The sequence below is a fragment of the Phycicoccus sp. Soil802 genome (genome assembly GCF_001429605.1).
Lineage (GTDB): Bacteria > Actinomycetota > Actinomycetes > Actinomycetales > Dermatophilaceae > Pedococcus.
Genome location: NZ_LMSS01000003.1, coordinates 334,332 through 361,228 on the forward strand (window position 1 = coordinate 334,332; position 26,897 = coordinate 361,228).

Annotated in this window: 27 protein-coding genes; 21 read left to right on the top strand and 6 right to left on the bottom strand. The window is 70.0% G+C overall.

All coding sequences use genetic code 11. From position 1 onward, the window contains the following. The first annotated feature begins 28 nt into the window (after positions 1–28). The 6 genes from ASG91_RS08210 to ASG91_RS20150 all read left to right on the top strand — a co-directional run bounded on the left by ASG91_RS08210 (position 29) and on the right by ASG91_RS20150 (position 6,094). Entirely contained in the window at positions 29–1,012 is a 984-nt protein-coding gene (locus tag ASG91_RS08210; RefSeq protein ID WP_056922136.1) for a sugar ABC transporter substrate-binding protein, read from the top strand. Further along, a complete protein-coding gene (locus tag ASG91_RS08215; protein ID WP_200961262.1) occupies positions 1,012–1,773 on the top strand; it encodes an ATP-binding cassette domain-containing protein in 762 nt (253 codons plus the stop codon). Before ASG91_RS08210 ends, ASG91_RS08215 begins: the two co-directional genes overlap by 1 nt. 62 nt (positions 1,774–1,835) lie before the next feature. After that, a complete protein-coding gene (locus ASG91_RS08220; RefSeq protein WP_056922138.1) occupies positions 1,836–2,801 on the top strand; it encodes an ABC transporter permease in 966 nt (321 codons plus the stop codon). A 251-nt stretch (positions 2,802–3,052) separates the two neighbouring features. Then, complete coding sequence (locus tag ASG91_RS08225) at positions 3,053–3,964, top strand: nucleoside hydrolase (protein ID WP_056922139.1); 912 nt, start codon at positions 3,053–3,055, stop codon at positions 3,962–3,964. Then, positions 3,961–5,415, top strand: coding sequence for a mannitol dehydrogenase family protein (locus tag ASG91_RS08230; RefSeq protein ID WP_056922140.1), 1,455 nt, complete (start codon positions 3,961–3,963; stop codon positions 5,413–5,415). The genes ASG91_RS08225 and ASG91_RS08230 overlap by 4 nt, the downstream gene beginning before the upstream one ends. A 448-nt stretch (positions 5,416–5,863) precedes the next feature. Further along, positions 5,864–6,094 (top strand): LacI family DNA-binding transcriptional regulator, encoded by a 231-nt coding sequence (locus ASG91_RS20150; protein WP_082594011.1) that lies wholly within the window; start codon positions 5,864–5,866, stop codon positions 6,092–6,094. A gap of 636 nt (positions 6,095–6,730) precedes the next feature. Here ASG91_RS20150 and ASG91_RS08235 read toward each other — a convergent pair. Together ASG91_RS08235 and ASG91_RS20590 are read right to left on the bottom strand one after the other, a co-directional pair. Then, positions 6,731–7,168 carry an SRPBCC family protein gene (locus ASG91_RS08235; RefSeq protein WP_056922141.1) on the bottom strand — a complete coding sequence of 146 codons (438 nt, stop codon included), beginning with the start codon at positions 7,166–7,168 and terminating at the stop codon, positions 6,731–6,733. Positions 7,169–7,300: 132 nt separating this feature from the next. Next, positions 7,301–7,576 carry a hypothetical protein gene (locus tag ASG91_RS20590; RefSeq protein WP_200961263.1) on the bottom strand — a complete coding sequence of 92 codons (276 nt, stop codon included), beginning with the start codon at positions 7,574–7,576 and terminating at the stop codon, positions 7,301–7,303. Positions 7,577–7,696: 120 nt separating this feature from the next. On the opposite strand from ASG91_RS20590, the gene ASG91_RS08245 reads away from it, so the two are divergent. The 5 genes from ASG91_RS08245 to ASG91_RS08265 all read left to right on the top strand — a co-directional run bounded on the left by ASG91_RS08245 (position 7,697) and on the right by ASG91_RS08265 (position 12,081). After that, positions 7,697–8,119, top strand: a complete 423-nt coding sequence (locus tag ASG91_RS08245; RefSeq protein ID WP_056922143.1) for a hypothetical protein — start codon at positions 7,697–7,699, stop codon at positions 8,117–8,119. Positions 8,120–8,200: 81 nt separating this feature from the next. Next, complete coding sequence (locus ASG91_RS08250; RefSeq protein WP_056922144.1) at positions 8,201–8,875, top strand: DUF6766 family protein; 675 nt, start codon at positions 8,201–8,203, stop codon at positions 8,873–8,875. 46 nt (positions 8,876–8,921) lie between these two features. Further along, positions 8,922–10,037: an acyl-CoA dehydrogenase family protein gene (locus ASG91_RS08255; RefSeq protein WP_056922145.1), complete on the top strand. Its 1,116-nt coding sequence runs from the start codon at positions 8,922–8,924 to the stop codon at positions 10,035–10,037. Then, the gene (locus ASG91_RS08260; RefSeq protein ID WP_056922146.1) at positions 10,034–11,368 is read left to right on the top strand and encodes a bifunctional PIG-L family deacetylase/class I SAM-dependent methyltransferase; all 1,335 of its coding nucleotides are present in this window, start codon (positions 10,034–10,036) and stop codon (positions 11,366–11,368) included. The genes ASG91_RS08255 and ASG91_RS08260 overlap by 4 nt, the downstream gene beginning before the upstream one ends. Next, positions 11,365–12,081 (top strand): glycosyltransferase family 2 protein, encoded by a 717-nt coding sequence (locus tag ASG91_RS08265; protein ID WP_235545478.1) that lies wholly within the window; start codon positions 11,365–11,367, stop codon positions 12,079–12,081. Before ASG91_RS08260 ends, ASG91_RS08265 begins: the two co-directional genes overlap by 4 nt. Positions 12,082–12,093: 12 nt before the next feature. On the opposite strand, the gene ASG91_RS08270 is transcribed toward ASG91_RS08265, so the two are convergent. Together ASG91_RS08270 and ASG91_RS08275 are read right to left on the bottom strand one after the other, a co-directional pair. Next, positions 12,094–12,834, bottom strand: a complete 741-nt coding sequence (locus ASG91_RS08270) for a GAF and ANTAR domain-containing protein (protein WP_056922148.1) — start codon at positions 12,832–12,834, stop codon at positions 12,094–12,096. A gap of 48 nt (positions 12,835–12,882) precedes the next feature. Beyond that, positions 12,883–13,614, bottom strand: coding sequence for a GAF and ANTAR domain-containing protein (locus ASG91_RS08275; RefSeq protein ID WP_056922149.1), 732 nt, complete (start codon positions 13,612–13,614; stop codon positions 12,883–12,885). 163 nt (positions 13,615–13,777) lie between these two features. Here ASG91_RS08275 and ASG91_RS20880 point away from each other — a divergent pair, with 163 nt between their 5' ends. Beyond that, the gene (locus tag ASG91_RS20880) at positions 13,778–14,158 is read left to right on the top strand and encodes an STAS domain-containing protein (RefSeq protein WP_162257521.1); all 381 of its coding nucleotides are present in this window, start codon (positions 13,778–13,780) and stop codon (positions 14,156–14,158) included. A gap of 256 nt (positions 14,159–14,414) precedes the next feature. Here ASG91_RS20880 and ASG91_RS08285 read toward each other — a convergent pair whose 3' ends face one another. Next, positions 14,415–14,603 carry a hypothetical protein gene (locus ASG91_RS08285; RefSeq protein ID WP_056922151.1) on the bottom strand — a complete coding sequence of 63 codons (189 nt, stop codon included), beginning with the start codon at positions 14,601–14,603 and terminating at the stop codon, positions 14,415–14,417. 178 nt (positions 14,604–14,781) lie between these two features. Between ASG91_RS08285 and ASG91_RS08290 the strand changes: the two genes are divergently transcribed. After that, on the top strand, positions 14,782–16,878 hold the full coding sequence (locus ASG91_RS08290) for a catalase (RefSeq protein ID WP_056922152.1): 2,097 nt from the start codon (positions 14,782–14,784) through the stop codon (positions 16,876–16,878). 50 nt (positions 16,879–16,928) lie between these two features. Continuing rightward, on the top strand, positions 16,929–17,798 hold the full coding sequence (locus ASG91_RS08295; protein ID WP_056922153.1) for an alpha/beta fold hydrolase: 870 nt from the start codon (positions 16,929–16,931) through the stop codon (positions 17,796–17,798). A gap of 24 nt (positions 17,799–17,822) precedes the next feature. On the opposite strand, the gene ASG91_RS08300 is transcribed toward ASG91_RS08295, so the two are convergent. Then, on the bottom strand, positions 17,823–18,767 hold the full coding sequence (locus ASG91_RS08300; RefSeq protein WP_056922329.1) for a glycosyltransferase: 945 nt from the start codon (positions 18,765–18,767) through the stop codon (positions 17,823–17,825). A 167-nt stretch (positions 18,768–18,934) separates the two neighbouring features. Here ASG91_RS08300 and ASG91_RS08305 point away from each other — a divergent pair, with 167 nt between their 5' ends. From ASG91_RS08305 to ASG91_RS08335, 7 genes are all read left to right on the top strand, one after another. Beyond that, positions 18,935–19,837, top strand: a complete 903-nt coding sequence (locus ASG91_RS08305) for a glycosyltransferase (RefSeq protein WP_157581704.1) — start codon at positions 18,935–18,937, stop codon at positions 19,835–19,837. After that, complete coding sequence (gene glf / locus ASG91_RS08310) at positions 19,834–21,027, top strand: UDP-galactopyranose mutase (RefSeq protein ID WP_056922154.1); 1,194 nt, start codon at positions 19,834–19,836, stop codon at positions 21,025–21,027. The genes ASG91_RS08305 and glf overlap by 4 nt, the downstream gene beginning before the upstream one ends. After that, positions 21,024–23,006, top strand: coding sequence for a glycosyltransferase (locus ASG91_RS08315; protein WP_200961264.1), 1,983 nt, complete (start codon positions 21,024–21,026; stop codon positions 23,004–23,006). The genes glf and ASG91_RS08315 overlap by 4 nt, the downstream gene beginning before the upstream one ends. Beyond that, positions 23,003–23,872, top strand: coding sequence for an ABC transporter permease (locus tag ASG91_RS20595; protein ID WP_056922155.1), 870 nt, complete (start codon positions 23,003–23,005; stop codon positions 23,870–23,872). The genes ASG91_RS08315 and ASG91_RS20595 overlap by 4 nt, the downstream gene beginning before the upstream one ends. 2 nt (positions 23,873–23,874) lie before the next feature. Then, entirely contained in the window at positions 23,875–24,603 is a 729-nt protein-coding gene (locus tag ASG91_RS20600; protein WP_056922156.1) for an ABC transporter ATP-binding protein, read from the top strand. After that, complete coding sequence (locus tag ASG91_RS08330; RefSeq protein WP_056922157.1) at positions 24,600–26,543, top strand: DUF6541 family protein; 1,944 nt, start codon at positions 24,600–24,602, stop codon at positions 26,541–26,543. Before ASG91_RS20600 ends, ASG91_RS08330 begins: the two co-directional genes overlap by 4 nt. A 140-nt stretch (positions 26,544–26,683) precedes the next feature. Continuing rightward, the gene (locus ASG91_RS08335) at positions 26,684–26,872 is read left to right on the top strand and encodes a hypothetical protein (RefSeq protein WP_056922158.1); all 189 of its coding nucleotides are present in this window, start codon (positions 26,684–26,686) and stop codon (positions 26,870–26,872) included. Positions 26,873–26,897: the final 25 nt, after the last annotated feature.

A 26,897-nucleotide genomic window follows, 5' to 3' on the forward strand; every position in this document is an offset into this window, starting at 1 on the left:
CGGCAACTCAACGAAGAGGAAGAACCCAATGGCAATTCACCCCGCCCGCCTGACGGCCGCAGCAGCGCTCGTCGGCCTCGCACTCGCTGCCTGCTCCACGGAGAACGTGGGTCAACCCGCAGGTGCGACGGCCGGCGCAGGAAAGACCACCGAGGTCAAGACCCTCCAGTTCGTCAACCCCCTTCCGAGCGAGCCGGTGTGGAAGCAGATCAACGACTGCATGAAGGAGGAGGCCGAGAGCAAGGGCATCGCGTTCACCGCGAGCGGCCCGCCCGCCTCCAAGCCCGGCGATCCCGCCGTGATGATCCAGCAGGTCCAGGACGCCACGGCGGCGGGAAAGGACGCCATCGTCACCTTCCCTGCCTCGGGAGCCTTCGGTCCGGTCCTTCAGCAGGCCCAAAAGAAGGGTGTCATCACGGCCACGCTCTACGGCGACGGCACCCCCGAGAGCGGAGCTACCGTCAACGCCGGTGTCGATTGGACGGAGATCGGAAAGCAGTACGTTGACGCCATCGCAAAGCTCCCGGGTGACCACAAGGTCGGCCTCGTGGCCGAAGGCCCGACCGGCATCGGCAAGTCGTGGACGGACGGGGTCGAAGCCGCGGCCAAGGGGACCAACAACGTCCAGATCGTGGCCAAGGTGTTCATCGGCGCCGACGCGTCGAAGGCGTTGCCGCAGGTCACGAACCTGTTGACCGCTCACCCCGACGTCGACATTGTGGCCTCAAACACCGGCTTGATGACCCAAGGTGCCGTGGCGGCGCTGAAGTCGAAGGGACTGGACGGCAAGGTCAAGCTGCTCGTCATCAACAACGCCAACGGTGGGCCCGAGGCCGTACGCAACGGCGCCGCGATCGGCGTCTACCTTCAAGACCTCTGCGACCTCGCCAAGCGCACCGTCCAAGGCGTGATCGAAGCGTCGTCGGGTCAGAAGGTCCCACTCGTCACCGTAAAGGCGGTCATCGCGACCAAGGACGACCTGCAGGAGTACCTCGACAAGGGATGGCAGTGATGTCGAGCGAGCCAGTGCTCAGCCTGCGCGACGTCCGCAAGAGCTTCGGATCAGTGTCGGCCCTCGCGAGCGTGTCGATCGACGCGTTCCCGGGCGAGGTCCACGCGGTGGTCGGGGACAATGGAGCTGGGAAGTCAACGACCGTCAAGATCATCACTGGCCTGCACGCTCCCGATGGCGGGTCGATAGAGCTCCTCGGGGAGCCGCTGTCCCATCGGCGCTCTACCGCGGGACTGCACGAGCACGGAATCTCCGTGGTGTACCAGGACCTCGCCCTCGTCGAGTGCCTCGACATTGCCACGAACCTGACGGTCGGGCGCCTGCCGCGCCGGTTTGGGTTCCTCTTGGACCGCAAAGCGATGCGACGCGACGCGCAGGCCGTCCTGGACGACCTGAACGTCAGGGTCAAAGACGTGTCGACACCGGTAGGTCTCCTCTCCGGCGGCCAGCGGCAGATCATCGCCATCGCCCGCGCGGTGCGGCTCGACCAACCGCTCCTTCTCCTCGACGAACCGACGGCTGCCCTTGGCGTTCAGGAGACGGCGCATGTCGGCGAGATCATCGATCGGCTCAAGGAGCAGGGCAAGACGATCGTTTGCATCAGCCACGACCTCGACTTCGTCTTCCGCCACGCGGACCGCGTCACCGTACTGCGCCTCGGTCGCAGTGTTGGGACCCGCCTAACCAGGGAAACGACCCGTGCCGAGGTCGTCGGCCTCATCACGGGCGCCCTCTCGCGTGATCTGGATGGTGCCGCATGAGCATGGTTTCCTCGACTAAGACCCCTTCGTCGTTGCCGACGGCCCCCCGACAGGAAGCCCCTGTGGAGAAACGCAGTCTTGTGCAGATCCTGATCTCGCGTCAGGAGCTCTCGCTCGTGTTGGTCGTCATCGCGATCACGGCGGCGGCATCGGTCAAAGCGCCGGCCTTCATGACCCAGTCGAATCTTTTGCAGATCCTTGAGGGCAGCGTCTTCTACTTCGTGATCGCCTGTGGCAGTGCCCTCCTCGTGGTCGGAGGAGGCCTCGACTTCTCGGTCGGGGCGACCTTCACTCTGGGTGGCCTGTTGAGCAGCCAGTTGATGAGCGAAGGGCTCGCATGGCCGGTGGCGTGTCTTCTGGGTTTGCTGGCCAGCATCGTGGTCGGTGTCGTCAACCACAGTGTGATCACGTACTGGCACGTGCCACCGATCATCGCGACTCTCGGTGTCTTCTACGTCCTCCTGGGGGTCACCACGCTCATCACGGGTGGTCTCGACGTCGTGCCTCTCCCCGACGAGTTCCAGGCCCTGGCACAAGGGCGCATCCTTGGGATACCGAACACAATCCTCATCGCGGGGCTAGTGGGAGTCGTGACGTGGTTCGTCCTCGAGCAAACACCATTCGGTGTCAACATCAGGGCTCTCGGGGGCAACCGGCAGGCGGCGCTCGCCAACGGGCTCCCCACGAAACGGCTCGACCTGACCCTCTATGCAGCTGCGGCCGCGACCGCGGGCGCCGCGGGCATCCTCTATGCGTCTCGCGTCGGATCTGGCCAGGTCAACGCGGGAGGCTCGTCAATGACCCTCTCCGTCATCACCGCCGTGCTAATCGGCGGGGTGAGCCTCCTGGGCGGGCTCGGCACGATCCAAGGGGTCGTGGTGGGCAGCATCCTGCTCTCGCTCATTGACAACGCCCTAGTCCTCACCGAGGTCCCACCCACCCTGAACACCATCATCGTGGGCTCGATCCTGGTAGGTGCAGTCGCCCTCGACCACCTACGCCGCGACCACCTGTATCGCAAGCGCTGAGCCCGGACGCCGATGGGTGGGCTTTCACCCTCCTTCTCTTCAAGTGGGCGGCTACTTGTGGCGGCCGCTGTAGATAGCGACGCAGCGGTGACGCGGTCTTCGTCGCTCGGAGCACGCTAGCGACTTCGGGAGAATCGTCACCGGCGCGGACCTGCTCTCGGCTGTCCCATTCGTACGCATCTTCCAACGGCACTTCACGGCGTCCATCGCTGCCACAGGCGGCAAGGGCTAGATCACCGAGAACGGACAACATGAGAGTCCTGATCGACACCGACATCGGCACCGACGTCGACGACGCATTGGCCCTCGGGATGATCGTTGGATCTCCTGAACTGGAGCTTGTCGGCATCACTACCGTCTACGGCGACACCCGCCTGCGCGCGCAGATCGCTCGTCGCCTCCTCCGGATCAACCACTACGACCTATCCCTCCCGATCGCCGCGGGAATGCAGCAGACCCGCAGCGGCAAGGACGTCTGCTGGAGTGGCCACGAAGGAAATCTGTTCCACAACCTCGACATTGAGACCGTCGCCGACGACGGCGTCGACCTTCTTCTTCGGATGGTCGCCGCGAATCCCGGCGAGGTGGACATCTTGGCCATTGGCCCGCTCACGAACATCGCCGCAGCACTTGACGCCGACCTTGACTTCGAGTCGAACGTGCGACGGCTGGTCGTCATGGGCGGGGACTTCCGTGCTGAAGGCCGCATTGCCGAGCACAACTTCGAGTCGGATGTCGCTGCAGCGCAACGTGTCTTCAGCTCAAGACTCGACATAGTGATTGGCAGCTTGGACCTCACCCTCAAGATCCGCCTCGAGAGCCTCGAGATCGACCAGATTGCCAAGTCCGGGCCCTTGGGAGCCGTTCTCGCCGACGAAGTTCGCGTCTGGTGGAGGTTCAACGAAGCACGCGGTGATACCCGGTTCAACTCCCCCCACGATCCGGTCCCGGCGCTCTGGATGGCCAAACCCGACCTCTTTACGGCAGCGCCAGCGCACGTCCACATCGACAACTACGGATTCAGCAGGGCGCAGATCCACCGAGACGGCCCTGTTCGGATCCTCGGCGTACGCGACCCACACCTGATCAAGACTGAGATCGTCCGGCGCATTCTGAACGCATCGGCGGGCGTGGAGACCCAGCGAAAGGCTGGCCGCCAATGAGCGCTTTCGTCAGTCCCGTCCCTTACGACCGGTCACAGGTCGGCGTCGGCATCGTCCACTTTGGTGTGGGCAACTTCCACCGCTCCCACCAGGCCATGTACCTGGACAGGCTCTTGCGCGCCTGGAACACCCAAGAGGCCGCTCGTGAGTGGGGCATCTGCGGTGTTGGCATACTTCCGTCAGATCGGCAGATGCGAGACGCCCTCCGCAGTCAGGACCTTCAGTACACCCTTGTCGAACGTCACCCCAATGGAGCGGCGCCAGCATTGCAGATTGGCTCGATGGTCGAGTACCTCTACGCTCCCGACGAGCTCGACGCAGTACTCGCACGCCTTGCCAACCCGAAGACGCGGATCGTGTCCCTGACGATCACTGAGGGTGGCTACAACATCAATGACTCCACCGGCGAATTCGACTGCGCCAACGCCGCCGTCGTCGCTGACGCCCTCCCGGCCGCGAAGCCCGCCACCGTGTTCGGGATCATCGTCGCGGGACTGCGCTTGCGCCGCGAGCGCGGCACCGACCCCTTCACCGTCATGTCCTGCGACAACATCGAAGGCAACGGGCACGTCGCCAGGTCCAGCATCAGCGCCTTCGCCCGCCTGACCGACCCAACCTTCTCCGACTGGATTCTCAGGGAAGTTCGGTTCCCGAACAGCATGGTCGACCGGATCACCCCCGCCACCTCCGACGTCGACCGGGCCTGGGTCGCAGAGAGTTACGCAACCGAGGACGCGTGGCCGGTTATCAGCGAGTCCTATTCCCAGTGGGTGCTAGAGGACAACTTCGGCCTCGGGCGCCCGACGCTCGACGAGGCCGGGGTGCAGCTGGTCGATGACGTCCGTCCGTACGAGCTGATGAAACTGCGCCTGCTCAACGCCAGCCACCAAGCGCTCGCCTACGCCGGCATCCTCTGCGGTTACGAGTACGCCCACCAAGGCGCCTCCGACTCGATCATCTCGGCGCTGCTGCGCGCGTACATGGACCGCGAAGCTACGCCGACTCTTGAACCCGTTCCCGGCACGGATCTCGACGCCTACAAGGACGCGGTCATCGCCAGGTTCGGCAACCCCTACGTCCGAGACACCCTCGCCCGCCTCGCAACAGACGCATCCGATCGCATACCGAAGTTCCTCGTTCCCGTCATACGCGCCCGCCGAGCCACCGGCGCGGCGACCCCACTCAGCGCCGCAGTTGTCGCGAGCTGGGCCTGGTACGCCGAGCGATATTTCGCTGGCGACCCACTCCCCTTCCGGGACCGACAGGAACAGGCCGTCCGGGCCGCCGTCACCCGCGCTGCGACAGATCCGGTGGGGTTCCTGCATAACCGCGACTGGTTCGGCGACCTCGCCAACGACAAGGGATTCACTGCGGACTACCTCGAGGCGCTCGACGCCTTCCGCTCCACCGACGACCCCCGCCGCGCGGTCGCGAACCTCCTGCAACTGTGACGGCACGGCGGCCAGTGAGACGCTCTTACCTTGCGGTCAAAGCGGTCCGGACGCCTACGCGACCGGGCGAGGCCCCCAGAAGCAACCTGGGCGTCTTGATCAGAACGAACAGCATGGTCGAGCGGGGCTTTGCGGACCATTTTGAACGCCGTCCTGGCGGCGGTAACCGCTCAAGTCATCGCCAATTGGCGAATCCCTCCCCACCGACCCCGGTGGCGTGGGCGTGTTCTCGCGTCCGCCCGCGCCGCCGGCCTTCGGTCGGGGAAAGCTGGTCGGACCAGTCCCCTGAGGACTTCGCCACCGCGTTGCCCTCCGCAAGGCGTTGCCTTAGGGGTCCTGCTGATGGCCCCCAGGCCGAGCGAAGCGGCGCTTCTAGTGGATCAACGGTTGCGTGTGCGCCCGTACCCGCACTCAAAGTCGCAGCGACCCGGCTTGGGACGGGGAAATTGTGAACCACACAGACCCCTCGGGAGCCTCAGCATTCCCGCTTGGCAGCCCTACTCTCAAGGACGTCGCCAGTCTCGCTGGCGTTAGTTTCAAAACCGTCTCGAGGGTGCTGAACGACGAGCCCCATGTCAGTTCAGAGACCCGCGAACGTGTCAGCCGCGCTATCGCTCTCCTCGGCTATCAACGCAATGAGGCGGCCGCTGAACTCCGCCGCAGACACTGGCGCTCGTAGTCATACCGCGAAAATTGCCCAGGCCTGACGACTGTTCCGGGCGTCCAGCGGAGGGCGTCGTGTGAGAACTTTCCTTACTGGCTTAAACGCGGCTTCGCCGCGAGCCGCGCCTGCGGCGCGGCCGTGCCGGGCATGCGGCCTGGCGGCCGTTCCGGGCGCGGCCGCGCCGAGGGCGGCACAGGAAAGCAGCGCCTTGGCCAGATTCCAGGACGCTGCTCACAACTCAGGCTCAGCTCACCGTCTACTGCGCTGATGACGGACGGAGCGGGCGGGCGCATGGGTGCCGTAAGCCCCAGCCGGCACTTTCCGGTGTACTCCGGTCTTCGGACCCGTGGAGCTGGCTTCCGTACCGGCATCGCAGCCGGTCACCTTCCAGCCCTCTTCCCGTTGGGTCAATGCGCAGACCCGCGTGGCCGGCTCCCGCGCGCGTCGGACCCACCGCTTTGCCCACCGCTTTGCCGCCGAACTGTCCGCTAGGCCAGCGAGACGACCGCTACTTGCGGCAGCCAAGTTGTGCGCGATCAAGGCGGGGATCGGCACCAACCAGAACAGTCGGAAGAATCGCGCGCAAAAACAAGGGGTTGGGGGTTCGAGTCCCCCCGTCGGCTCCCTGTGACCGGCTGATTCCGCGGGGCGTCAGCGGGTCTCGGCCCGGCGGAGCACGGTCTCGAACTGCTTGGCCAGCGTGCGCGCGCCCACGAGGGGGATCAACCCGGCGACGAGCTTGCCCTTGAAGGAGTTCGGCTTCCGGTTGAGGGTGACCCGCAGGTCGGTGCCGCCGGCCGCTGGGGTGAGCTCGTAGTGCCAGCTGCTGCCGGGGCCCCAGAGGTTCGAGTCCAGGGTTTCGATGGTGACGGTGCCGGCCGCGGCGTCCCACGAGTACCGCTCGCGCTCCCAGCCCATGCCGGTCCCCTCGGTCACCTCGGCCCAGTCGGGCCCCTGGTCGTGGACAGCGAAGTGGGCGTCGTCCACGTTCGGCCACCAGCGCGCGCGGTCGGGGCCGAAGTCCGTGATCACCGCCAGGGTCTCGCTCGGCGACAGGCTCGTGTGGACGGTGAAGTGCGTGGTCGCCATTCGGGGTCCTTCCGTGGGTGGTCGGCTCGGTCCGCCGTCGTGCCCATCATGCGCCACAGGCGAGGTATGCCGCGTGGTGACCGACCCTGGACAGTCCCATCCGAACTCAGAGGACCTGACGCCGGGCAGGCGTCACTCGTTGGTGGTGCCGATCCGCACCTTGCCGTTGCCGCTGCACTCGGGCAGGTGCGCCTCGGCGTCGCGCCGGGCCTTGCCTCGTGCTCTGCGGGCCGCACCGACCCAGTTGCAGCTCTTGCAGTAGCCGAAGGTGAAGGACCCTTCTTCGCGGACCGCGACGGAGTCCGCCTCCACCTGGGTGATGGTGGCCCGGTGCTTCTGGCCAGCCTCGTCGGTGAGCGTGAGGTTGTGACCCTTGCGCTTGAGGAACTGCAACGTCGGTCTCGCCACGGCGTCATCCTCCCCCATGAGGCAGGCCGTCGCCTCCGTGGTCTCGGAAATGCCGGTGAAGGTCAGGGGGCCGGGCGGGTCCGGGTCGAGGGGATGCCCACGGGTCTAGAGTCCCGTCTCGTGATCCCAGACCGCTTGCGCGCCCCAGTCGCCCTGCTCGCCGTGGGTTTCGTCACCACCGTGCTGCTGAGCGGGTGCTCGGGCCAGGGCAACGCGGAGGCCGGCAACGCGCAGGCTGCGGCGGTGTCGTTCAGCCGAGCCGTCGCCGGCGCGACCGATGAGGCGTGCGGACTCCTCGCGCCACAGACCCGCAAGGAGCTCGAGGACCGCGAAGGTCCTTGTGCCAGTGCGCTGCCCGCCGAGCTGCAGTCCACGCCCGGGCCGGTGAGGTCGACCGAGGTCTACGGGAAGGACGCCATCGTGCGACTCGAGTCGGACACGATCTTCCTCGCCCGCTTCCGCGACGGCTGGCAGGTGACGGCGGCCGGGTGCGCCCGCGCCCAGGTGGGTCGGCCATACGACTGCAAGGTCAAGGGAGACTGACGTGCGCCCCCTCTTCATCGGCTACCTGCTGTTCATCGGCCTCGGTCTCCTCTTCTGCTTCGCGATGGCGGTGACGCACCGGTGAAGCGCAGGCTGAAGGAGAACGGCCTGACGCTCGCCTTCTCGGCGCTGCTGCTGGCTGCGCTCGTCGGGCAGGCCCTCACGGGACGGGCGTCCTACAACGAGTCGGCGGTCGATGCCGGGCTGCCCCTGCTGAGCCTGGCCGAGTACGTCACGTCCTCGCAGTTCGCGGTGGACGTCGCGGAGAACTGGCAGTCGGAGTACCTGCAGTTCCTGCTCTACATCCTGTTCACGGTGTGGCTGCTCCAGAAGGGCTCGCCCGAGTCCAAGCCGCTCGACAAGGCCGGCCGGGAGTCGGACGAGGAGCAGAAGGTGGGCGCCCACGCCGAGGCCGGCTCGCCCGGGTGGGCGAAGGTCGGCGGCTGGCGGACAGCGCTGTACTCGCGTTCCCTCGGGCTGCTCATGGGCCTGGTCTTCCTGGGGTCGTGGAGCGCCCAGTTCGTCGCCGGGCGCAGCGCCTACAACGCCGAGCAGCTGCACGACCTGCAGGACCCGCTCGGGTGGGCGCAGTACCTCCAGGCGCCCGACTTCTGGAACCGCACGTTCCAGAACTGGCAGTCCGAGTTCCTCGCCGTGGGCAGCATGGTGGTCTTCAGCATCTACCTGCGCGAGCGGGGGTCGCCCGAGTCCAAGCCGGTCGGCAGCCCGCACACCGCCACCGGCGTCGAGGGCTAGCTCGCCCAGGGGGTTTGGTGCCCAGCCCGTCGGGTAGGGCCTGACCGTGAGCAAACCCGCCATCGCACCGCTCGTCCTCGTCGACCGGAGGGTCGAACCCGACGTGGCCAGGACGATCGCCTGCACGGGGTACGAGGCGGGCCGGGCGGCGTCCTCGCCGGACACCGTCGGCGAGGCCCTGCGGGTCGCGTCGGAGTGGGGACCGAAGCTCCCGCGTCCGGGCGGTGGGAGGACGGCAGCCCTCTGGTCGGTGCTCGCCACCGTCGGGTCGGTCGACCTCACCGTCGCGCGGGTCGTCGAGCCACACGTCGACGCCCTGGCGATCCTGGCCGAGGCTGGCCTCGACAGCGCCGTGGCGCCCGCAGGGGCCACGTGGGGTGTGTATGCCGCCGAAGGTCCGGGCCTGCGCCTGACTGCGGCCCAGATGGGGTCACGGTGGATTCTCGACGGGCCCAAGCCGTGGTGCTCGCTGGCCGACCGGGTGACCCACGCGCTCGTCACGGCGTGGGTCGACGACACGACGAGGGGCCTGTTCGCGGTCGACCTCCGCGCGAGCGGAGTGCGTCCGTCGGCGCGAGAAGGGGAGTGGGTGAGCCACGGCCTGCCGGACGTCACGAGCGGCGGGTTGGAGCTGACCCGGGTGCGTGCCGTCCCCGTGGGAGGGCCGGGCTGGTATCTCGAGCGGCCGGGTTTAGCGTGGGGCGGGGTCGGCGTGGCAGCCGTCTGGTTCGGGGCGGCAGTGGCCCTGGCCCGGAGGGTTGGTCGGCACGTGGCCGACCGCCCGGCCGACCAGGTGGCGCAGCTGCACATCGGTCAGCTGGACCTGGCCATCTCGACCGCCCGCCAGGCGGTCGCCGCGGCGGCTGCGGTCGCGGACCGGACGGCGGACCGAACCCCGGGCAGGGCGGCGGACGCAGCGCCGGGTGACGAAGCGCCCGGACTGGTGGCGGCGCGGGCCCGCAGCATCGTGGCGGAGTCCGTCGAGACCGTGCTCCGCGTGGCCGACCACGCCATGGGCCCCGGCCCCCTGGCGACGGAGGCCGAGCACGCGCAACGGGTGAGCGACCTGCGCTTGTACGTCCGGCAGCACCACGCAGAACGTGACGTGGCGAACCTCGGGCAGCAGGTCCTGGCCGCAGCAGGGTCGGGATCGCCCTGGTGAGGGCCTTCACCCATGACGACCGTGGCACCTCCCGCCGGGAGTGGGACGACCTGCTCGAGACCGCGGCCCTGCCGCTCCTCGACCTCTCGCCCTACCGACGACTGGTGGTGGTTGGCGCTCATCCGGATGACGAGAGCCTCGGGGCAGGAGGTCTGCTCGTCACGGGGGCGGCTCTCGGACTGGTGACCGCACTGGTGGTCGCGACGGACGGCGAGGGGTCCCACCCCGGCTCGCCCACCCACGACCCCGCGGCGCTGGCACGTCGTCGCCGAGCCGAGCTCGGCGACGCCCTGGCGGCGGTGGGGCAGGGCGGGGCGACGGTCATCACGCTCGGGCTCCCCGACGGTCGGGTCGGTGACCACGCGGACGAGGTCGTCGCCAGCATCGTCGACGTGGTGGGCGACGGGCGCGACTGCCTGGTCGTCGCGCCATACCGCGGGGACGGGCACCCGGACCACGAAGCCATGGGCTCCGCTGCCGCTGCCGCCGCGCACCGCACCGGCGCCACCCTCGCCGAGTACCCCATCTGGCTCTGGCACGCGGGCGGGGAGCATGACCTCCCGCTGCGTTCGACGGTGCGGTTGCCCCTGACCGCGCGCACTCGAGCAGGCAAGCAGGCAGCAATCGCCTGTCACACCAGTCAGATCCGGCCCCTGTCGGACCAGCCGGGAGACGCGGTGATGTTGCCGGAAGCGGTCCTCGAACACTTCGCGGGCACCGACGAGCTCTTCGTCCTCACGCCGGCTGAGCAGACCCGGAACGACCGCCTCGACCGTCTCCACCGCGATGACGACGACCCGTGGGGTGCCGAGTCGAGGTGGTACGAGCAGCGGAAGCGCTCGCTCCTGCTTGCTGCCCTCCCGCGCCCCCGCTTCACGCGAGCCCTCGAGGTGGGGTGCTCGACGGCGGTGTTGACCGAGGCGCTGCAGGAGAGGGCGGCGCGGGTGGTCGCGATCGACAGCTCGCTGGCTGCCCTCGACCTGGCGCGGCGTCGTCTGGGTGACCACGCAGACCTGCGCGAGGTGGACGTGCCGTGGCGGTGGCCGGAGGGCTCGTTCGACCTCGTCGTGGTCTCCGAGGTGGGCTACTTCCTCAGCCCGGTGGCCCTCGAAGGGCTGGTCGGTCGGGTGGCCGACAGCCTCACGCCGGACGGCGTCGTGGTCCTGTGCCACTGGCGGCACCCGGTGAAGGGGTGGCCGCTCGACGGGGAGGACGTCCACCGCGCCTTCGCTTCGGCGGGGATCCCCGAGCGCGCGGCGACCTACCGCGACCGGGACATCGAGATCGTGGTCCACACGGCACCCGAGCAATGGCCGGACCCGCACCGGTGAGCGGTCTGCGCGCGGTCCACGTGGTCGTCCCCGCCCGCAACGAGGAGCAGCTCATCGGTCGGTGTCTCGACGCGCTCACGGACGCCCGGACGGCGGTGCGCGCCGAGCGCCCCACCCTCGAGGTGCGCATCACCGTCGTCCTTGACGGGTGCGGTGACGGCACGGCCGCCATCGTGCGTCGAGCCGATGCCGTCGACGCCGTCCACGTCACGGAGCTCACGCCCGGCGGCGCCCGGGCGGCCGGGATGCGCCGGGTCCGCGACCTGGCCTCCGACCTGGACGGTGGGCAGGTCTGGGTGGCCTGCACCGACGCCGACAGCGTGGTGCCGGTCGGCTGGCTGGCCGACCAGGTGCAGTGCGCCGAGGAGGGTGTCGTATGCCGTGTCGGTACCGTCCACCCGGAGCTCGGGCCGGCGGAGCGTCGGCTCCACCTGGGCTGGCTGGCGCGGCACTCCCACGCCGACGGGCATGCCCACGTGCACGGCGCGAACCTCGGCTTCACCCTGGCGGCATACGAGCAGGCCGGCGGCTTCGCGCCGCTGGACTGCGGTGAGGACGTCGACCTCGTGCGACGGATCCGCGCCGCAGGACTGCCCGTCCGGTCGACCGGCCACGACCCGGTCCGGACGTCAGCGCGCCGCTCGAGCAGGGTGCGCGGTGGCTTCGCCGACTACCTCGCCACCCTCGCCGTGGACCTCGCCCGCGCTACCTGACCGGCGCGGGCCCTAGGGCTTGGGGCCAGGTTGAGGCCGGGTCAGGTCGGGGTGGCCGTCGGGGTCGGAGAGGACGGCTTGGGCGACGTCACCCAGTCGGTGGTGGTTGATGCGGGCATAGCGACGCATCAGCTCGAAGGCGAGGTTGACGTCGATGCCGTGCATCCTTGCGAGGGCGCCCTTCGCCTGCTCGATCATGATCCGGCTGTTCAGGGCGCTCTGGAGCTGCTCGGTGAGGAGCTCACCGCTGCGGATGGCGCGCTCCTGGAGGATGGCGATCGTGGCGATGTCGGCCAGGGACTGGACGATGCGGGTGTCCTGCTGCCCGAGCTCGCCGGGTTGGGTGCTGAACAGGTTCATCGCACCGATCACCTTGCGCTGGTGGCGCAGCGGGAAGGCATGGACCGACCGGTAGCCCGCCGCGACGGCCCTGGGGGCGAAGTTCGGCCAGCGGTCCTCGGCCTCGCTGAGCTCGGCGTTCACGACCGGCTCGCCGGTGTTGAAGCAGTCCAGGCAAGGACCTTCGCGGTACTGCAGCTGGAACAGCTCCAGGAGCTTGATCGACTCGGCCGACGAGGCGATGTACTGCAGCTGACCCTTCGGGTTGGCAAGCAGGAGCCCGGCGGAGGCCGCACTGCTGACCTGGGCGGTGTGGTTGGTCAGCGTCTCGAGGAACTCGATGACGTCGAAGTCGTCGACGAGCGTGTCGGCAGCCTCCACGAAGATCTCGGCCAACCGGTCAGTGGAGATCATGCCTGGCCAGTCCTTCCTGCCCGGACGTCGCCGGTCCGTCCGACCGGGTCACGGCTCGTCCTTGCTCAACCTCAGGCTACCTTCCACGATGTCGCGGGCGACATCGGTGAGGGTGCGTTCGTGGGCGTAGGTGTGCGCCCTCAGTCGGGCCATCGCCTCGTCCAGGCTCACCCCGAGGTCGACCATGACCATGCCCTGGGCCTGGTAGACCTCGAGCCGGTAGGCGAGTGCGTCGTCCAGGTCGGCGGCGCCTCCGGCCTGGGTCGCCGTCTGCGAGTCCAGCAGCAGCCGCATGGCTATGTCGGCGAAGGTCAGCGCCTGGGAGAGCGCCCCCTGGGTGAGCCCGCCCGCCTCGTGACGATAGACGTCCATCGCCCCGGCTCGAGCCGTGCCGATCTGGAGCGGGAAGGCGAACACCGCCCGGACCCCCTCGTCCTGTGCTGCGGCGGCATACCCCGGCCAGCGGGTGCTCCCGTGCCCGAGCAGGTCAGGTTCGAGGACCGGGCGACGCGACGCGTAGGCCTCGATGCAGGGACCTTCGCCCAAGGTGAACTGGAGCTCGTCCAGCCGACGGCTGACGACGTCCGAGGCGGCGATGGTGCCTCCGAGGTGGCTGTCCTCGGTCAGCACGCTGACCCCCACACCGGACGCGGGCAGGTTGCGGGACAGGGCCGAGCAGAGGCGTTCCATCCGGCCGAAGGGTGTTGGCTCGGGTGACGGCGACTGTTCCGCGTCGATGAGCCGGTTGGCCCGCGCGACCCGTGCGGCTGCGTCCGGCATCTCAGGGACTCGGACGTTCGCTGGCGGGCGACCGCCTCTGGTGTGCCACGAGCTCAGCGTAGACCCCTCAGTGGTGGTGTTGTCTCGGCGTGAGGAGGCGTACTGTGATGGGCGAGGCTACCCCGGACCCCGGTCGCGACAGTTGCTATCGGCGGAGCCCATGATGAACACCCAGCCCTTCCACGCCAGGCCGGTCCTCCACCTGGTGCCGCCCTGGTCGGTGGCGCCCGCACCGGAGTCGCCCCTGAGGGTGACCCACGACGACCAAGGGGCACTCTGGGTCCTGGCGCTGACCGGTGAAGCCGACATCAGCACCCGCGACGTCCTGGCGCGTGGCCTCGCCACGGCGCTCGCGATGAACCGGGGGGTGCTGGCCGTCGACGTCTCGGGTCTGGAGTTCTGCGACTCCTGGTGCGTCGATGCCGTGCTCGAGGCCAACAGCCAGGACTCCAGCAGCACCATGGTGCTCGTGGGCGGCCGGGGCATGGTCAGCCGCGTGTTCGACCTGCTCGACCCTGACGAGACCCTCGCCCGCCACGCCTAGGTGGTCAGCGCGGACCTGAAGTGCGGCAGACGCACGGGCCCAGGGGTAGCGCCCGCGCACAGGGAGGGCATGGACAGGAGCGCGCCCCTCGACCTTGGGGGACTGGAAGGGAGGGGCGCGCATAACCTGCCCCCGGGGCGCAGAACCTGAGATCTGGGGATACGCAAAGCCCCAGACGGTTCACCGGGTCGCGACCGTGGTCTGGGGCAGCAAAATCACCCTACGCCTGAGTGGGCCAGCTCGGAAGGGGCGCCGGTCAGCTGTCTTGCTCGGTGGGGTGGCCCTCATGGAGTCGAGCCCACTGCTCGTCGTCCGCCCACTGCGTGTCGCACACCATGCACCGGAACGCCGGGTGGGGGCGCGCGTCGTGGGACCCCTTGGCCGGCGGGAGCATCACGCTCGTGGCCTTCGGGGACCCGCAGCGTGGACACTCGTGGGTGGCCATGCCGACCTCCTCTCCACCTGGGTCGCGTGCGTCCAGTATGCGCACGGACTACCCGGTGGCGCCCCGCCCAAACGCCAGGTGGACCCGCACGGCGCCGGGGCGCCCACGGTGAGGTTTGAAGCACACCGGGCTGGGCACGGCATACCCGTCAAGGAAGGTCCGTGGACGAGAGGGTGTCATGCCGAAGAAGGCCAGCAAGCGCAAGGGTTCGTCGAAGCCTGCCGTGGACGTCCTCGGCGCAGGCGGGGAGGTCCACCAAGGCGTGGAGGGCGGCGCGGTGCTCACCACGGCCGTGGGGGCACCGCTGTCGGACGACCAGAACAGCCTGCGGGCCGGGCAGCGCGGGCCGACCCTGCTGGAGGACTTCGCCATGCGCGAGAAGATCTTCCACTTCGACCACGAGCGGATCCCGGAGCGGGTGGTGCACGCGCGCGGCTACGGCGCCCACGGCACCTTCGAGACGACCGCCGACCTGTCCGCCATCACCAAGGCCGCCATCTTCGCGAAGCCGGGCGGCAAGACCGAGGCCTTCGTGCGGTTCTCCACCGTCGCGGGCGCCAAGGGGTCCTTTGACCTCGCGCGCGACGTGCGCGGCTTCGCCGTGAAGCTGTACACGACCGAGGGCAACTGGGACATCGTCGGCAACAACATCCCAGTGTTCTTCATCCAGGACGCCATCAAGTTCCCCGACCTCGTGCACGCCGTCAAGGAGTCGCCGGACCGGGCCTTCCCCCAGGCGCAGTCGGCCCACGACAGCTTCTGGGACTTCGTCTCCTTCACCCCGGAGGCGATCCACATGACCCTGTGGCAGATGTCGGACCGCGCGATCCCACGGTCGTTCCGCTTCATGGAGGGGTTCGGCGTGCACACCTTCCGGTTCGTCAACGACGCCGGCGAGTCGCAGTTCGTGAAGTTCCACTGGAGACCGCTCCAGGGCCTGCAGTCGGTGCTGTGGAACGAAGCCGTGAAGATCAACGGCGCCGACCCAGACTTCCACCGGCGCGACCTCTGGGACGCGATCACCACCGGCGACCTCCCGCAGTGGGACCTCGCGGTGCAGGTCTTCGACGAGGCGTTCGCGGACGACTTCGACTTCGACGTGCTCGATGCCACCAAGCTCATCCCCGAGGAGCTGGTGCCGCTCCAGGTCGTCGGCCGCCTCACCCTCGACCGGGTCGTGGACAACGACTTCGCCGAGACCGAGCAGGTCGCGTTCGGCACCATGAACGTCCCCCCTGGCATCGACTTCTCCGAGGACCCGCTGCTCCAGGGCCGGAACTTCTCCTACCTCGACACCCAGCTCTCCCGGCTCGGCAGCACCAACTTCACCCAGCTGCCCGTCAACGCCCCGCGCTGTCCGGTGGCCCACTTCCAGCGTGACGGACACATGCAGACGGCCGTGCCCACCGGCCCGGTCAACTACGAGCCCAACGGTTTCCAGGGCGCTGACCGCGGACCCCGCGCCGACGTCGGCGGGGGGCTCCAGTCGTATGCCGCACCGGTGGAGGGCGCGAAGGTGCGGGTGCGCTCGGAGACGTTTGCCGACCACTACAGCCAGGCCCGCCAGTTCTTCATCAGCCAGACGCCGGTCGAGCAGGACCACATCGTGAAGGCCTACACGTTCGAGCTGAGCAAGTGCGAGACGCCGCAGGTGCGCACGCGGATGCTCGCGCACCTGCGCAACGTGCACGACGACCTCGCGGCCGGCGTCGCCGAGGGACTGGGTATGCCATTGCCCGAACCGGCGGTGCCGGCGGTGGCACCACGCACGGACCTTCCCCCGTCGGACGCGCTGAGCATCCTCAAGAACGGCCCGAAGAGCTTTGCCGGTCGCAAGCTCGGGGTGCTCGTCACCGACGGGACGGACGCTGCCGTGCTGGAGGCGGTCAGGGCCGCGGTCACCGACGCGGGTGCGGTGCTGGAGACCATCGCGCCCGTCGTGGGCGGGGTGACCCTGAGTGACGGGTCGGTGCTGGCGGCCGACCAGATGGTCGACGGTGGCCCGTCAGTGCTCTACGACGCGGTGGTCCTCCTGCCGGGGGCGAAGACGGTTGCCGCCCTTGCGGCGCGCAGCACGGCGAAGGACTTCGTGTCCGACGCCTTCGCACACCACAAGTTCATCGGCTACAACGCCGCCTCGGCCCCGCTCCTGGCGGCAGCCGGCGTGGCCGACGTCCTCGACGAGGGCTGCATCAAGGTGACCAAGTCAGCGGCCGCGAAGTTCGTCCGACAGTGCGCCGCGCTGCGCTACTGGGAACGCGACGTGCAGCCCTAGGTCGTAGGGGACGCGCGCGACGGTGCAGGACGACGGAGGAGGGCCGCACGTTGTTCGAGGGGTTCGACGAGGTGCACGTGGACGTGGCTGACGGCGTGACCCTGCGCTGTCGCCACCACCGCGGCGCGGGACCCGCGGTCCTCCTCCTGCACGGACACCCCAGGACGCACACGACGTGGTGGCAGGTCGCCCCTCGCCTGGCGGACCGGGGGATGAGCGTGGTGTGCCCGGACCTGCGGGGCTACGGCCAGTCCGTCGGGCCGCCGCCCGACGCCGACCACGAGAACTACTGCGACCGGGCCATGGCCGGCGACCTCGTGTCCCTGATGCGCACACTCGGCCATGACACCTGGGCGGTGGTCGGTCACGACCGCGGGCAAGGAGTCGCCTTCCGGATGGCGATGGACGCACCGGCCCACGTGGCACGCCTCGTGATCCTCGACGGCATACCCATCGTCGAGGCACTCGAACGCGCCGACGCACGGTTCGCAGAGCTGTGGTGGCACTGGTTCTTCTTCTCGTCACCGCACGCTGAACGCGTCATCACCGACGACCCTCTCGCGTGGTACGCGCCCGACCCCGTGGCCATGGGCCGGGAGAACCACGCCGACCTCGTGCGGGCGATCCAGGACCCCGCAACCGTCCGCGCGATGCTGGAGGACTATCGAGCAGGCCTCCACGTCGACCGTCGCCACGCCGAGGAGGACCGGGACGCGGGACGGCTGGTCGACTGCCGCACCTTGGTCGCCTGGTCGATCCACGACGACATGGAGCTGCTCTACGGCGACCCTGCCGCCATCTGGCGGGACTGGTGTCGCCTTCCGGTGGTGTCGGCCCGAATCGACTCCGGCCACCACATGGCTGAGGAGAACCCGGCCCAGCTGGCGGAGGTGCTCACATCGTTCCTCCTGGCGGACTAGCTCCCCGCGTGCCGGCTCCCGGCGTCAGGCCACCATCGCTCGCGGTCGGGGCGCACGTGCGGTCGGCGGGTCGAACTGCTCGTGCCGTCCGGCGCGGCTCGCACGACGCCAGAGCCTCCAGCCGCTCAGGTCGCGCTGGTCCACCAGGAAGTACCACCCGTAGCGCACCTCGTCGGGCCAACGACGCCAACGCAACCCGGGCTGCGAGGTGAGGTAGCCCAGGTTGCGGAAGGTGCCCACCCGCCGAGCCGGGTCGCGCGGGACCAAGACGGTCAGGCGACCGCCGAGGATGGGCTGCCAGTCCTCGTGCCCCTGCGGGTGGAGGTAGGTGGCGGGCGCGCAGGTGCCGAAGCGCAGGTCGCTGCGTCGCAGCCGCCGGTGGATCTCCACCTCGTCGCCGCGGACGAAGAGCCGTGGGTCGGGGACCCCGACCGCGTCGATCGCCTTGGCGGAGAAGAGCGCCCCGTTGAAAAGGTTCGCGACGTCGGGCACCAGCACGTCGTGGCCCAGCTCGCGGCGGTGCCGGACCCACGTGAGCCCGCGACGGAGGGGGAAGGCGAGCCGGTCGGGGTCGTCCTGGTCGACGACCAGGGGTGAGACCACGTCGAGTTCGTGGTCGGCCGCACACATCAACAGCCGGCCGAGGGTCCACTGGGACCCGGGTCGTCCGTCGTCGTCAGCCAGCCACACCCAGTCGGCACCGAGCGCGCGTGCGGTCAACACGCCGTACGCGTAGCCTCCGGCGCCGCCGAGGTTGGTCTCGGAGGTGAGCAGGGTGTGTGAGATCCCTGTAGCAGCAAGGGCGTCGGCCGCACCGGGCTCCGTGCCGTTGTCCACCACGACGAGGTGGTCCGGGCGGCGGTGCTGCGAGGCAATGGCCTCCAGGCACCGGCGAACCAGAGCCGCCCGGTCACAGGTCACGATGACGCAGACCACTCGCGGCCGGCGTGCTGTCTCCTCGGTCCTCACGCCCTGCACGCTAGGAGCCTGGGGCTCCTTGCTGGGGGCCTCCGGGTGAACGGTGGGTGCAGCGTGGGTGTCGACTCCCACTCCGGTGCGTGGCCTTGGCGCACCGTCTACCCCCAGGACGTGTCGAGTTCACCGTCCCGTTGGTCCCGCTCCCTACCGTCGTCGCTGTGAGCACCCCCTTCTCCCTGCTCCTGCCCGTCTACCGGGGCGACCGTGCCGACTACCTGGCCCGCGCGTTCCAGAGCACGGTGCAGGAACAGCTCGTCCGGCCCGCCGAGGTCGTCGTCGTCCAGGACGGCTGGATCGGTCCCGAGCTGGCCTCCGCCCTCGAGCGCGCGGAGTCGAGCAGCCCCGTGCCGGTGCGTCGCCTGCGGCTGAAGCACAACGTCGGTCTCGCCCAGGCCCTCCAGTGCGGCCTGTCAGCCTGCGCGCACGAGGTGGTGGCGCGGATGGACGCCGACGACATCAGCCTCCCGCACCGGTTCGCCGTGCAGCTGCCCCTCATCGAGGCCGGGGCGGACCTGGTCGGAGCCGGCATGCGCGAGTTCGGCGAGGCCAGCCCCACGGGCGGTGTGCTGCGCATCCCTCCGACGGACCCCGCGGTCATCGCGACGGAGGCGCGGTTGCGCAGCCCGTTCAACCACCCCACGGTCGTCTACCGACGCTCGGCCGTGCTGCAGGCCGGTGGCTACCGCGAGCTGCCGCTGCTGGAGGACTACTGGCTGTTCACCCGCATGATCGAGTCGGGCTCGGTGGTCACGAACGTCGAGGAGCCACTCGTGCTCTACCGCGTCGACGCCGGTTCGTACCACCGGCGCGGTGGCCTGCGGCTGCTGCGCTCCGAGCTCGGTCTGCAACGGCGACTGCGTCGCGAGGGCTTCACGACCACGGCACAGATGGCCCGCAACATCGCCGTGCGTGGCGGCTACCGGGTCATCCCGGTCGGGGCCCGTCGGTCGCTCTACCGCTCCCGGTTCACGACCGAGGTCAGTGCGACGCAGCAGCTGTGCGCCGAACTGGAGGCGCCGGTCCGCGCGCCCGGCCGTCGCCCGGTGGAGAACGTCGGATGAGGGCTGACCTCGTCGTCGTCGGTGCTGGCCTGTTCGGGCTGACCGTCGCCGAGCAGGCGGCCGAGCGCGGGCTCGACGTGGCAGTCATCGACCGACGCGACCACCCCGGCGGAAACGCTTGGAGCGAAACGGATCCCGACACCGGCATCGAAGTCCACAGGTACGGCGCGCACCTCTTCCACACGTCGAACGAGCGGGTCTGGGAGTACGTCAACCGGTTCACCTCCTTCACCTCCTACCAACACCGGGTCTGGACCGTGCACGGCGGTGAGGTCTTCCCGCTGCCCATCAACCTCGGCACGCTCAACCAGTTCTTCCGCGCCAACCACGGACCCGCTGCGGCCCGCGAGCTGGTCGCGCTGCAGGCGGCGGAGCTCACCCACGAGCCGCGCAACCTCGAGGAGAAGGCGGTGTCCCTCATCGGCCGCCCGCTCTACGAGGCGTTCATCCGCGACTACACGGCGAAGCAGTGGCAGACCGACGCCAAGGACCTGCCCGCCGAGGTGATCAGCCGGCTGCCCGTCCGCTACACCTACGACAACCGCTACTTCAACGACCGCTACGAGGGACTGCCCACGGACGGGTATGCCGCGTGGCTGAGCCGGATGGCCGACCACCCCCGGATCTCGGTGCACCTCGAGACCGACTTCCTCGCGGAGGGGCACGCCTTCTCGCGCAGCGTCGTGCGTGGCCAGGTGCCGGTCGTCTACACCGGGCCGGTCGACCGCTACTTCGACGACGCGCACGGGCCGCTCGGGTGGCGGACCTTGGACTTCGAGCGAGAGGTGCTGCCCGTGGGCGACTTCCAGGGCGCGCCGGTGATGAACTACGCCGACTCCGACGTCGACTTCACCCGCATCCTCGAGTTCCGGCACTTCCACCCCGAGCGCGACTACCGCACCGACCGGACCGTGATCGTGCGCGAGCGGTCGCGCACCGCCGGGCCGTCGGACGAGCCCTACTACCCGGTCAACACGGCGACCGACCGGGCCCGCCTCGTGGCCTACCGCCAGCTGGTCGAGGAGGAGCGGGACCGCTCGGTGGTCTTCGGTGGGCGGTTGGGGACCTACCAGTACCTCGACATGCACATGGCGATCGCGTCCGCGCTGCGCCTGGTCGACGACCTGGCCGATCTGGTGCACGGCCAGGGCCGTCGGGCTCGCGGCGTCGCAGCCACGGTGTCGGCGTGACGCCCGCCGTGCCGCCGGCACCGGTTGACGGGGCCGGCCGGGTCCTGGCGCGGGTCGTCTTCCCGACCGACGGTGACCTCGACGTCCTGCCGTTGTACGTGGACGGCCAGCAGGTGCCGGTCGCCGTGCAGGACGGCGAGACGATCCTGCCGGTGCCCTACGACCAGAACCCCGACCAGGTGATCGGACGGCGTTCCTACCGGCTCGAGCACGGTGAACGAGCCTCGTTCGCCACCTACTTCAACGCCTTCCCGGCGGGCTACTGGCGGCGCTGGAGCACCTTGCGGACGGTCAGCCTGCGGGTGCAGACCTCGGGTGAGGGCACGCTGATCGTCTACCGCTCGTCGGCTCGCGGCACCGTCGCACGAGTTGCCGCGAGGCCGCTGAAGGACCGGACCGACACGGTGGTCCCGTTGGGGCTGGCCGAGTTCGGCGACGGCGGCTGGTACTGGTTCGACCTCGTCGCCGGGCGCGGCGAGCTCGTCCTCGACACGGCGGAGTGGTGCGCGGGCGAGCCCGAGACGGGTGCGGTCCCAGCCCGGGAGGGCACGGTGACGATCGGCATCACGACCTTCAACCGACCGGCATACTGCGCCGCCCTCCTCCACCAGCTCGGGGTGGCCGACGAGCTGCGCGACGTCGTCGACGAGGTCGTCGTCGTCGACCAGGGCTCCGCCCGGGTCCGTGAGGACGCGGCGTTCCCTCGGGCCGCGGACTCGCTGGGCGAGCGGCTGCGAGTGCTGGTGCAGGGCAACCTCGGCGGGTCCGGCGGGTTCGCGCGCGCCATGCTCGAGACCCTTGACGTGGGTCGCAGCGACCACGTCCTGCTCCTCGACGACGACGTCGTCTGTGAGCCCGAGGGGATCGCCCGGGCGGCGACCTTCGCGGACTTCGCGCGCACGCCCACCGTCGTCGGTGGCCACATGTTCTCGATGTACCAGCGCTCGGTGCTGCACGCGTTCGCCGAGCGGGTCGCGCCCTGGCAGTTCCGGTGGACACCGTCCGCGTCGACCGAGCACGACCACGACCTGTCGCAGTCCAACCTGCGCTCGACGCCTTGGCTCCACCGGCGCGCGACCGCCGACTACAACGGCTGGTGGATGTGCCTCATCCCCACCGTCGTCCTGCGCGAGGTGGGCCTGTCACTCCCGGTCTTCATCAAGTGGGACGACGCCGAGTTCGGCCTCCGCGCGGCGGCCGCCGGCTTCCCGACGGTGTCACTGCCGGGTGCGGCGGTGTGGCACGTGCCCTGGACCGACAAGGACGACTCGGTCGACTGGCAGGCGTACTTCCACGCCCGCAACCGGTTCGTCGCCGCCCTGCTCCACTCGCCGTTCGAGCACGGCGGCCGGATGGTGCGGGAAAGCCTCGCGATCCAGCTCAAGCACCTGATGGCGATGCAGTACTCCGCGGCCCACCTGCGCGAGCAGGCCCTCGTCGACGTGCTGGCCGGCCCCGACCGCCTCCACGCAACCCTGTCGACCCAGCTCCAGGAGGTCCGTGCCGCGCGCGCGACCTTCGACGACTCCCGCGTCGCGGCCGACGTCAGTGAGTTCGCCGCGGTCCGGCCGGCGAAGCCGAGGAAGCGCGAACCGCGGACGGCCAAGCCCACGAGCCACGCGGCCGTGCTGCTCACCGCCGCAGTCGGGCTGGCCCGACAGCTCACCCCGGTGCCCGCAGGAAGCGTGGACCGCCCCGAGCGTGAGCTGCCTGCCGCCGACGCGGGGTGGTGGTCGCTGTCACGGCTCGACTCAGCGCTCGTGTCCACGACGGACGGCACCGGGGTGTCGTGGCACCGTCGGGACCGGGCCCGTGCGCTGGCCGCCGCCCGCCGCGCAGCGCAGGTGCACCAGCAGCTGCTGCGCGAGTGGCCCCGGCTGGCGGCGGAGTACCGCGCCGCCCTCCCGGACCTCGTCGGCGTCGACGCGTGGCGCAAGACCCTCGACCTCCCCTTGCCCGATGACGAGGACACCGCATGAGTGTGACCGCGGCGGAGGCGCCCCTCCTGGAGCAGGGTCGCGGTGGTGGGCTGCGCGGGGTGGCGGGCCGCCGGTTCCTGCTCGGCCTGCTGGTCCGCAAGGAGCTCCGGGTGCGCTACCGCGCCTCGGTCCTGGGGCTGGGCTGGTCGTACGTCAAGCCGGCCGTGCAGTTCGCCGTCTACTTCGTGGGCATGGGTTTGTTGTTGCGGCAGAACGTGATCGGCGACTATGCCGTCTACCTGTTCGGCGGCCTGGTCGTCATGACGGCGTTCAGCGAGGCGGTCGGCAACGCCACCAGGTCGGTCGTGGCGAACGCCGACCTGGTCCGCAAGATCTACCTGCCGCGCGAGCTCTTCCCCGTCGCCAGCCTCTGCGTTGCCGGCGTCCACCTCGGTCCGCAGCTGCTGGTGCTGGTCGTCGGAGCGGTGGCGGCCGGGTGGTCGCCCGACCTGGTCGGGGTTGTCTGCCTGGCCCTCGGTCTCGCGCTGACTGCCCTGCTCGCCCTCGGGCTGGGGCTCGTCCTCGCGTCCGTGAACGTCCTGTTCCGCGACGTCGAGAACGTCGTCGACCTGGTGCTCATGGTGCTGGTCTGGACCAGCCCGGTGCTCTACCCCTGGCAGCGGGTCGCCGAGCTCCTCGGCTCCGACTCGGTGTGGTTCCGGCTCTACCAGGCGAACCCGTTGACGGTGGCGGTCGAGCTCGTGCACCGGGGCACGTGGGCACACGCCTCGGTGGGCAACGGCTCCTCGCTGCCTCCGGGACTCGGGCCCAGGGCGGTGGCGGCCTTGCTGCTGTCGGTGGCGCTGGTCGCCCTGGGGCAGTGGGTCTTCCGGCGCCTCTCCGGCCGTTTCGCCCAGGAGCTGTGACGGTGGGCAGCACGGCCGTCGAGATCCACGGGGTCTCCAAGCACTTCCGCCTCCGCCATACCCACTCGCTCAAGGAGAGCGTGGTCTGGGCACTCCAGGGTCGGCCGCAGCGCGACGACTTCGTGGCCCTCCACCCGCTCGACCTCACGATCGCCCAGGGGGAGACGGTCGCGCTGCTCGGTCGCAACGGCTCGGGGAAGTCGACGCTCCTCAAGCTGGTGGCCGGAGTCATGACGCCCGACACCGGTCGGGTGCGGGTGCGGGGCCGGCTGGCCGGTCTCCTCGAGGTCGGAGCCGGCTTCCACCCCGACCTCACCGGCCGGGAGAACGTCTACCTCAACGCCTCGATCCTCGGTCTCGACCGAGCCCAGATCACCGCCAGGTTCGACGAGATCGTGGAGTTCGCCGACATCGGGCCGTTCCTCGACACCCAGGTGAGGTTCTACTCCTCAGGCATGTTCCTGCGGCTCGCCTTCGCGGTCGCCGTCCACACCGAACCCGATGTCTTCCTCGTCGACGAGGTCCTCGCCGTCGGCGACGAGGCCTTCCGGGCGAAGTGCATCGAACGCATCGCGCGGCTGGGCGCAGAGGGCCGCACGCTGGTGGTGGTCAGCCACGACCTGCCGCTCGTCGAGCAGCTCTGCTCGCGCGGGGTGGTGCTCGACCGCGGCCACCTCGTCGTCGACGGCGAGGTGACCGACGCGGTGATGACTTTGCGGGTCGCGGGTTGACCGCCTGGCTCCAGGCCCTCCCGGCAGTGTCCGTGGCCGCGGCCATGCTCCTCGTCCCCGGCCTGCTGGTCGCCGTCGCGGCGGGGCTGCGTGGTCTGACCGCCATCGGGCTCGCGCCGCCCCTGTCGGTGACGACGGTGGCCTGCACCGCGGTGGCTGCCGGGCTGGTGGGCGTCCCCTTCGGCGTGGCTGCCGTCGTGGTGGGGACCGTCGTCACCGCGGGGATCGCGGTCGCAGTCTCCAAGGTGCTTCCCGGCACGGCGCCGTCGCGGACCAGCTGTCCATCGGTGGTGGCTGGGCTGGCCGGCGCCGCGGCGGGCGGCATGTGCGCCGCGCTGGCCGTGGTCCATGGCATCGGACAGCCGGACGTGTTCCCCCAGACGTTCGACGCGGTCTTCCACCTGAGCGCGGTCTGGCAGGCGTTGCACACCCACGACGCGTCGTCGCTGACGATGGGAACCGTTGCCGCGCCTGGGAACTCGTCGGCCTTCTACCCAGCGGCGTGGCACGGTCTGGTGGTCCTCGTGGCCGAGGTCAGCGGCGCACCGATCGTCGTCGCGGTGTCGGCCGTGTCGGTGGTCGTCTCGGCCCTGGTTTGGCCACTGGGCTGCGTCCTGCTCGCGCGCCAGGTCGCAGGCTCGCGCCCAGGGGCGCTGTTCGCGGCAGGAGTGCTCTCCGCGGCGTTCGGGGCCTCGCCCTACCTCCTCCTGTCCTACGGCACCTTGTGGCCGAACGCCCTCGCCAACGCCCTCCTGCCCGCGACCTTGGCCTGCGCAGCCCGGCTCCTCGTCCCTCGTGACCGCGCCGGCCAGACGGACGGCTTCGACAGGTGGCGGGCCGGCGTCTTCGGTGCGGTGGCGCTGCCCGGGCTGGCCCTCGCCCACCCCAACGCCGTGCTCAGCGGGCTCATCTACGTCACCGTCATGGCCCTCGTGGCGCTCGGCCACTGGGGCCTGTCCGCGCGTGCGGGCGCGCAGCCGCGGCTCGTGGCACTCGGTGGAGCTGCCGCCCTTGTCGGGGCCGGGCTCTGGCTCGTCGCGTGGTCACCGTTGTTCGCGGCCACGCGGCACACCAGCTGGCCGGCCCGACAGAGCCTGGCCCAGGCGGTGGGGGAGTGGGTGAGCGCCGCCCCCATGCGCACGCCCGTCCCCTGGCTCGCGGCCGCCCTCGTCCTCGTCGGGTGCGTCGTGGCCTGGCGGCGACCGCAGCTGCGCTGGCTGGTGTTGGCGCACGCGGCGGCGGGCGGGGCCTTCGTCCTCGTGGCCGGCAGCGACGGCCCGGTCGCGCGAGCGCTCAGCGGCCCTTGGTACGACGACCCCTTCCGGTTCGCGGCCCTGCTCGGCGTGACCGCAGTGCCGCTTGCGGCGCTCGGCCTCGAGGCCGGCGCCATCGCCGGGGTCCGTGGCGTCAGGGCGCGCTCGCACCGCTTCCCCGCCCTCCGTCCGTTGGTCGCCACGTGCGGCCTCGCCGCCGTCGTCGCGACCCTCACCGGAGGGATGTATGCCGGTGGGAACAGTCACGTCGTCGCCACCTGGTACCACGGGCAGTCCTTGGCCGGGCCCGCGGAGCGGGCGATGCTCGAACGACTCCCGCAGCTCGTCCCCTCGGGGGAGCTCGTCGCCGGAAACCCTTGGAACGGCTCACCGTTCGCGTCCGTGCTGGGCGACCGGGCCGCCGTCTTCCCGCACGTGAGCGGGTCCTGGGACCCCGACCGGGTCTTGTTGGCCAGCAGCCTGAACCGCGCCGAGGACCTGCCGGAGGTCTGCGCGGCGGCGCGCCGCCTGGACGTCGGCTACGTCATCGACGGGTCGGTGGCCTTCTGGAAGGGCGACCACCGCCAGGCGCAGTACCGCGGCCTCGAGGTGGCCGGCCATCCCGGCTTCGAGCCCGTCGCGCACGGCGGACGGCTGACCCTCTACCGCGTCACCGCCTGCTCCTGACCGACCCCCGCGGCTCACTGGTCCTGACCTCGACCGGGGCCGGCACCCGACGGCGACGCGGCCAGGTGGGCGTTTGGCGGACGGTGTCGCGGGTAGGACCCGGACGCCACAGCCGCGCATGAACGAGGAGGAGCCACACCATGACGGAGAACGCGACACCCACAGAGGACGGGGGCTCGTCGACGCAGGACACCGGCGCCCCGGCCATCGGCCGGGACGAGGACCAGCAGGACGGCGGCCCGGGCTCGCACACCGAGGACGGGACCGGCGGCGCGGTGGACGACCCCGCGAGCGGTGGGGTCCCCGAAGGTGCCGACGAGGACGACTGACCACGACGACTGACCACGACGACTG

Coding starts and splice junctions, on each gene's coding strand:
- ASG91_RS08210 (WP_056922136.1), top strand. CDS start 29: ATGGCAATTCACCCCGCCCGCCTGACGGCCGCAGCAGCGCTCGTCGGC.
- ASG91_RS08215 (WP_200961262.1), top strand. CDS start 1,012: ATGTCGAGCGAGCCAGTGCTCAGCCTGCGCGACGTCCGCAAGAGCTTC.
- ASG91_RS08225 (WP_056922139.1), top strand. CDS start 3,053: ATGAGAGTCCTGATCGACACCGACATCGGCACCGACGTCGACGACGCA.
- ASG91_RS08230 (WP_056922140.1), top strand. CDS start 3,961: ATGAGCGCTTTCGTCAGTCCCGTCCCTTACGACCGGTCACAGGTCGGC.
- ASG91_RS08235 (WP_056922141.1), bottom strand. CDS start 7,168: ATGGCGACCACGCACTTCACCGTCCACACGAGCCTGTCGCCGAGCGAG.
- ASG91_RS08270 (WP_056922148.1), bottom strand. CDS start 12,834: ATGATCTCCACTGACCGGTTGGCCGAGATCTTCGTGGAGGCTGCCGAC.
- ASG91_RS08275 (WP_056922149.1), bottom strand. CDS start 13,614: ATGCCGGACGCAGCCGCACGGGTCGCGCGGGCCAACCGGCTCATCGAC.
- ASG91_RS20880 (WP_162257521.1), top strand. CDS start 13,778: ATGAACACCCAGCCCTTCCACGCCAGGCCGGTCCTCCACCTGGTGCCG.
- ASG91_RS08285 (WP_056922151.1), bottom strand. CDS start 14,603: ATGGCCACCCACGAGTGTCCACGCTGCGGGTCCCCGAAGGCCACGAGC.
- ASG91_RS08290 (WP_056922152.1), top strand. CDS start 14,782: ATGCCGAAGAAGGCCAGCAAGCGCAAGGGTTCGTCGAAGCCTGCCGTG.
- glf (WP_056922154.1), top strand. CDS start 19,834: ATGAGGGCTGACCTCGTCGTCGTCGGTGCTGGCCTGTTCGGGCTGACC.
- ASG91_RS20595 (WP_056922155.1), top strand. CDS start 23,003: ATGAGTGTGACCGCGGCGGAGGCGCCCCTCCTGGAGCAGGGTCGCGGT.
- ASG91_RS08335 (WP_056922158.1), top strand. CDS start 26,684: ATGACGGAGAACGCGACACCCACAGAGGACGGGGGCTCGTCGACGCAG.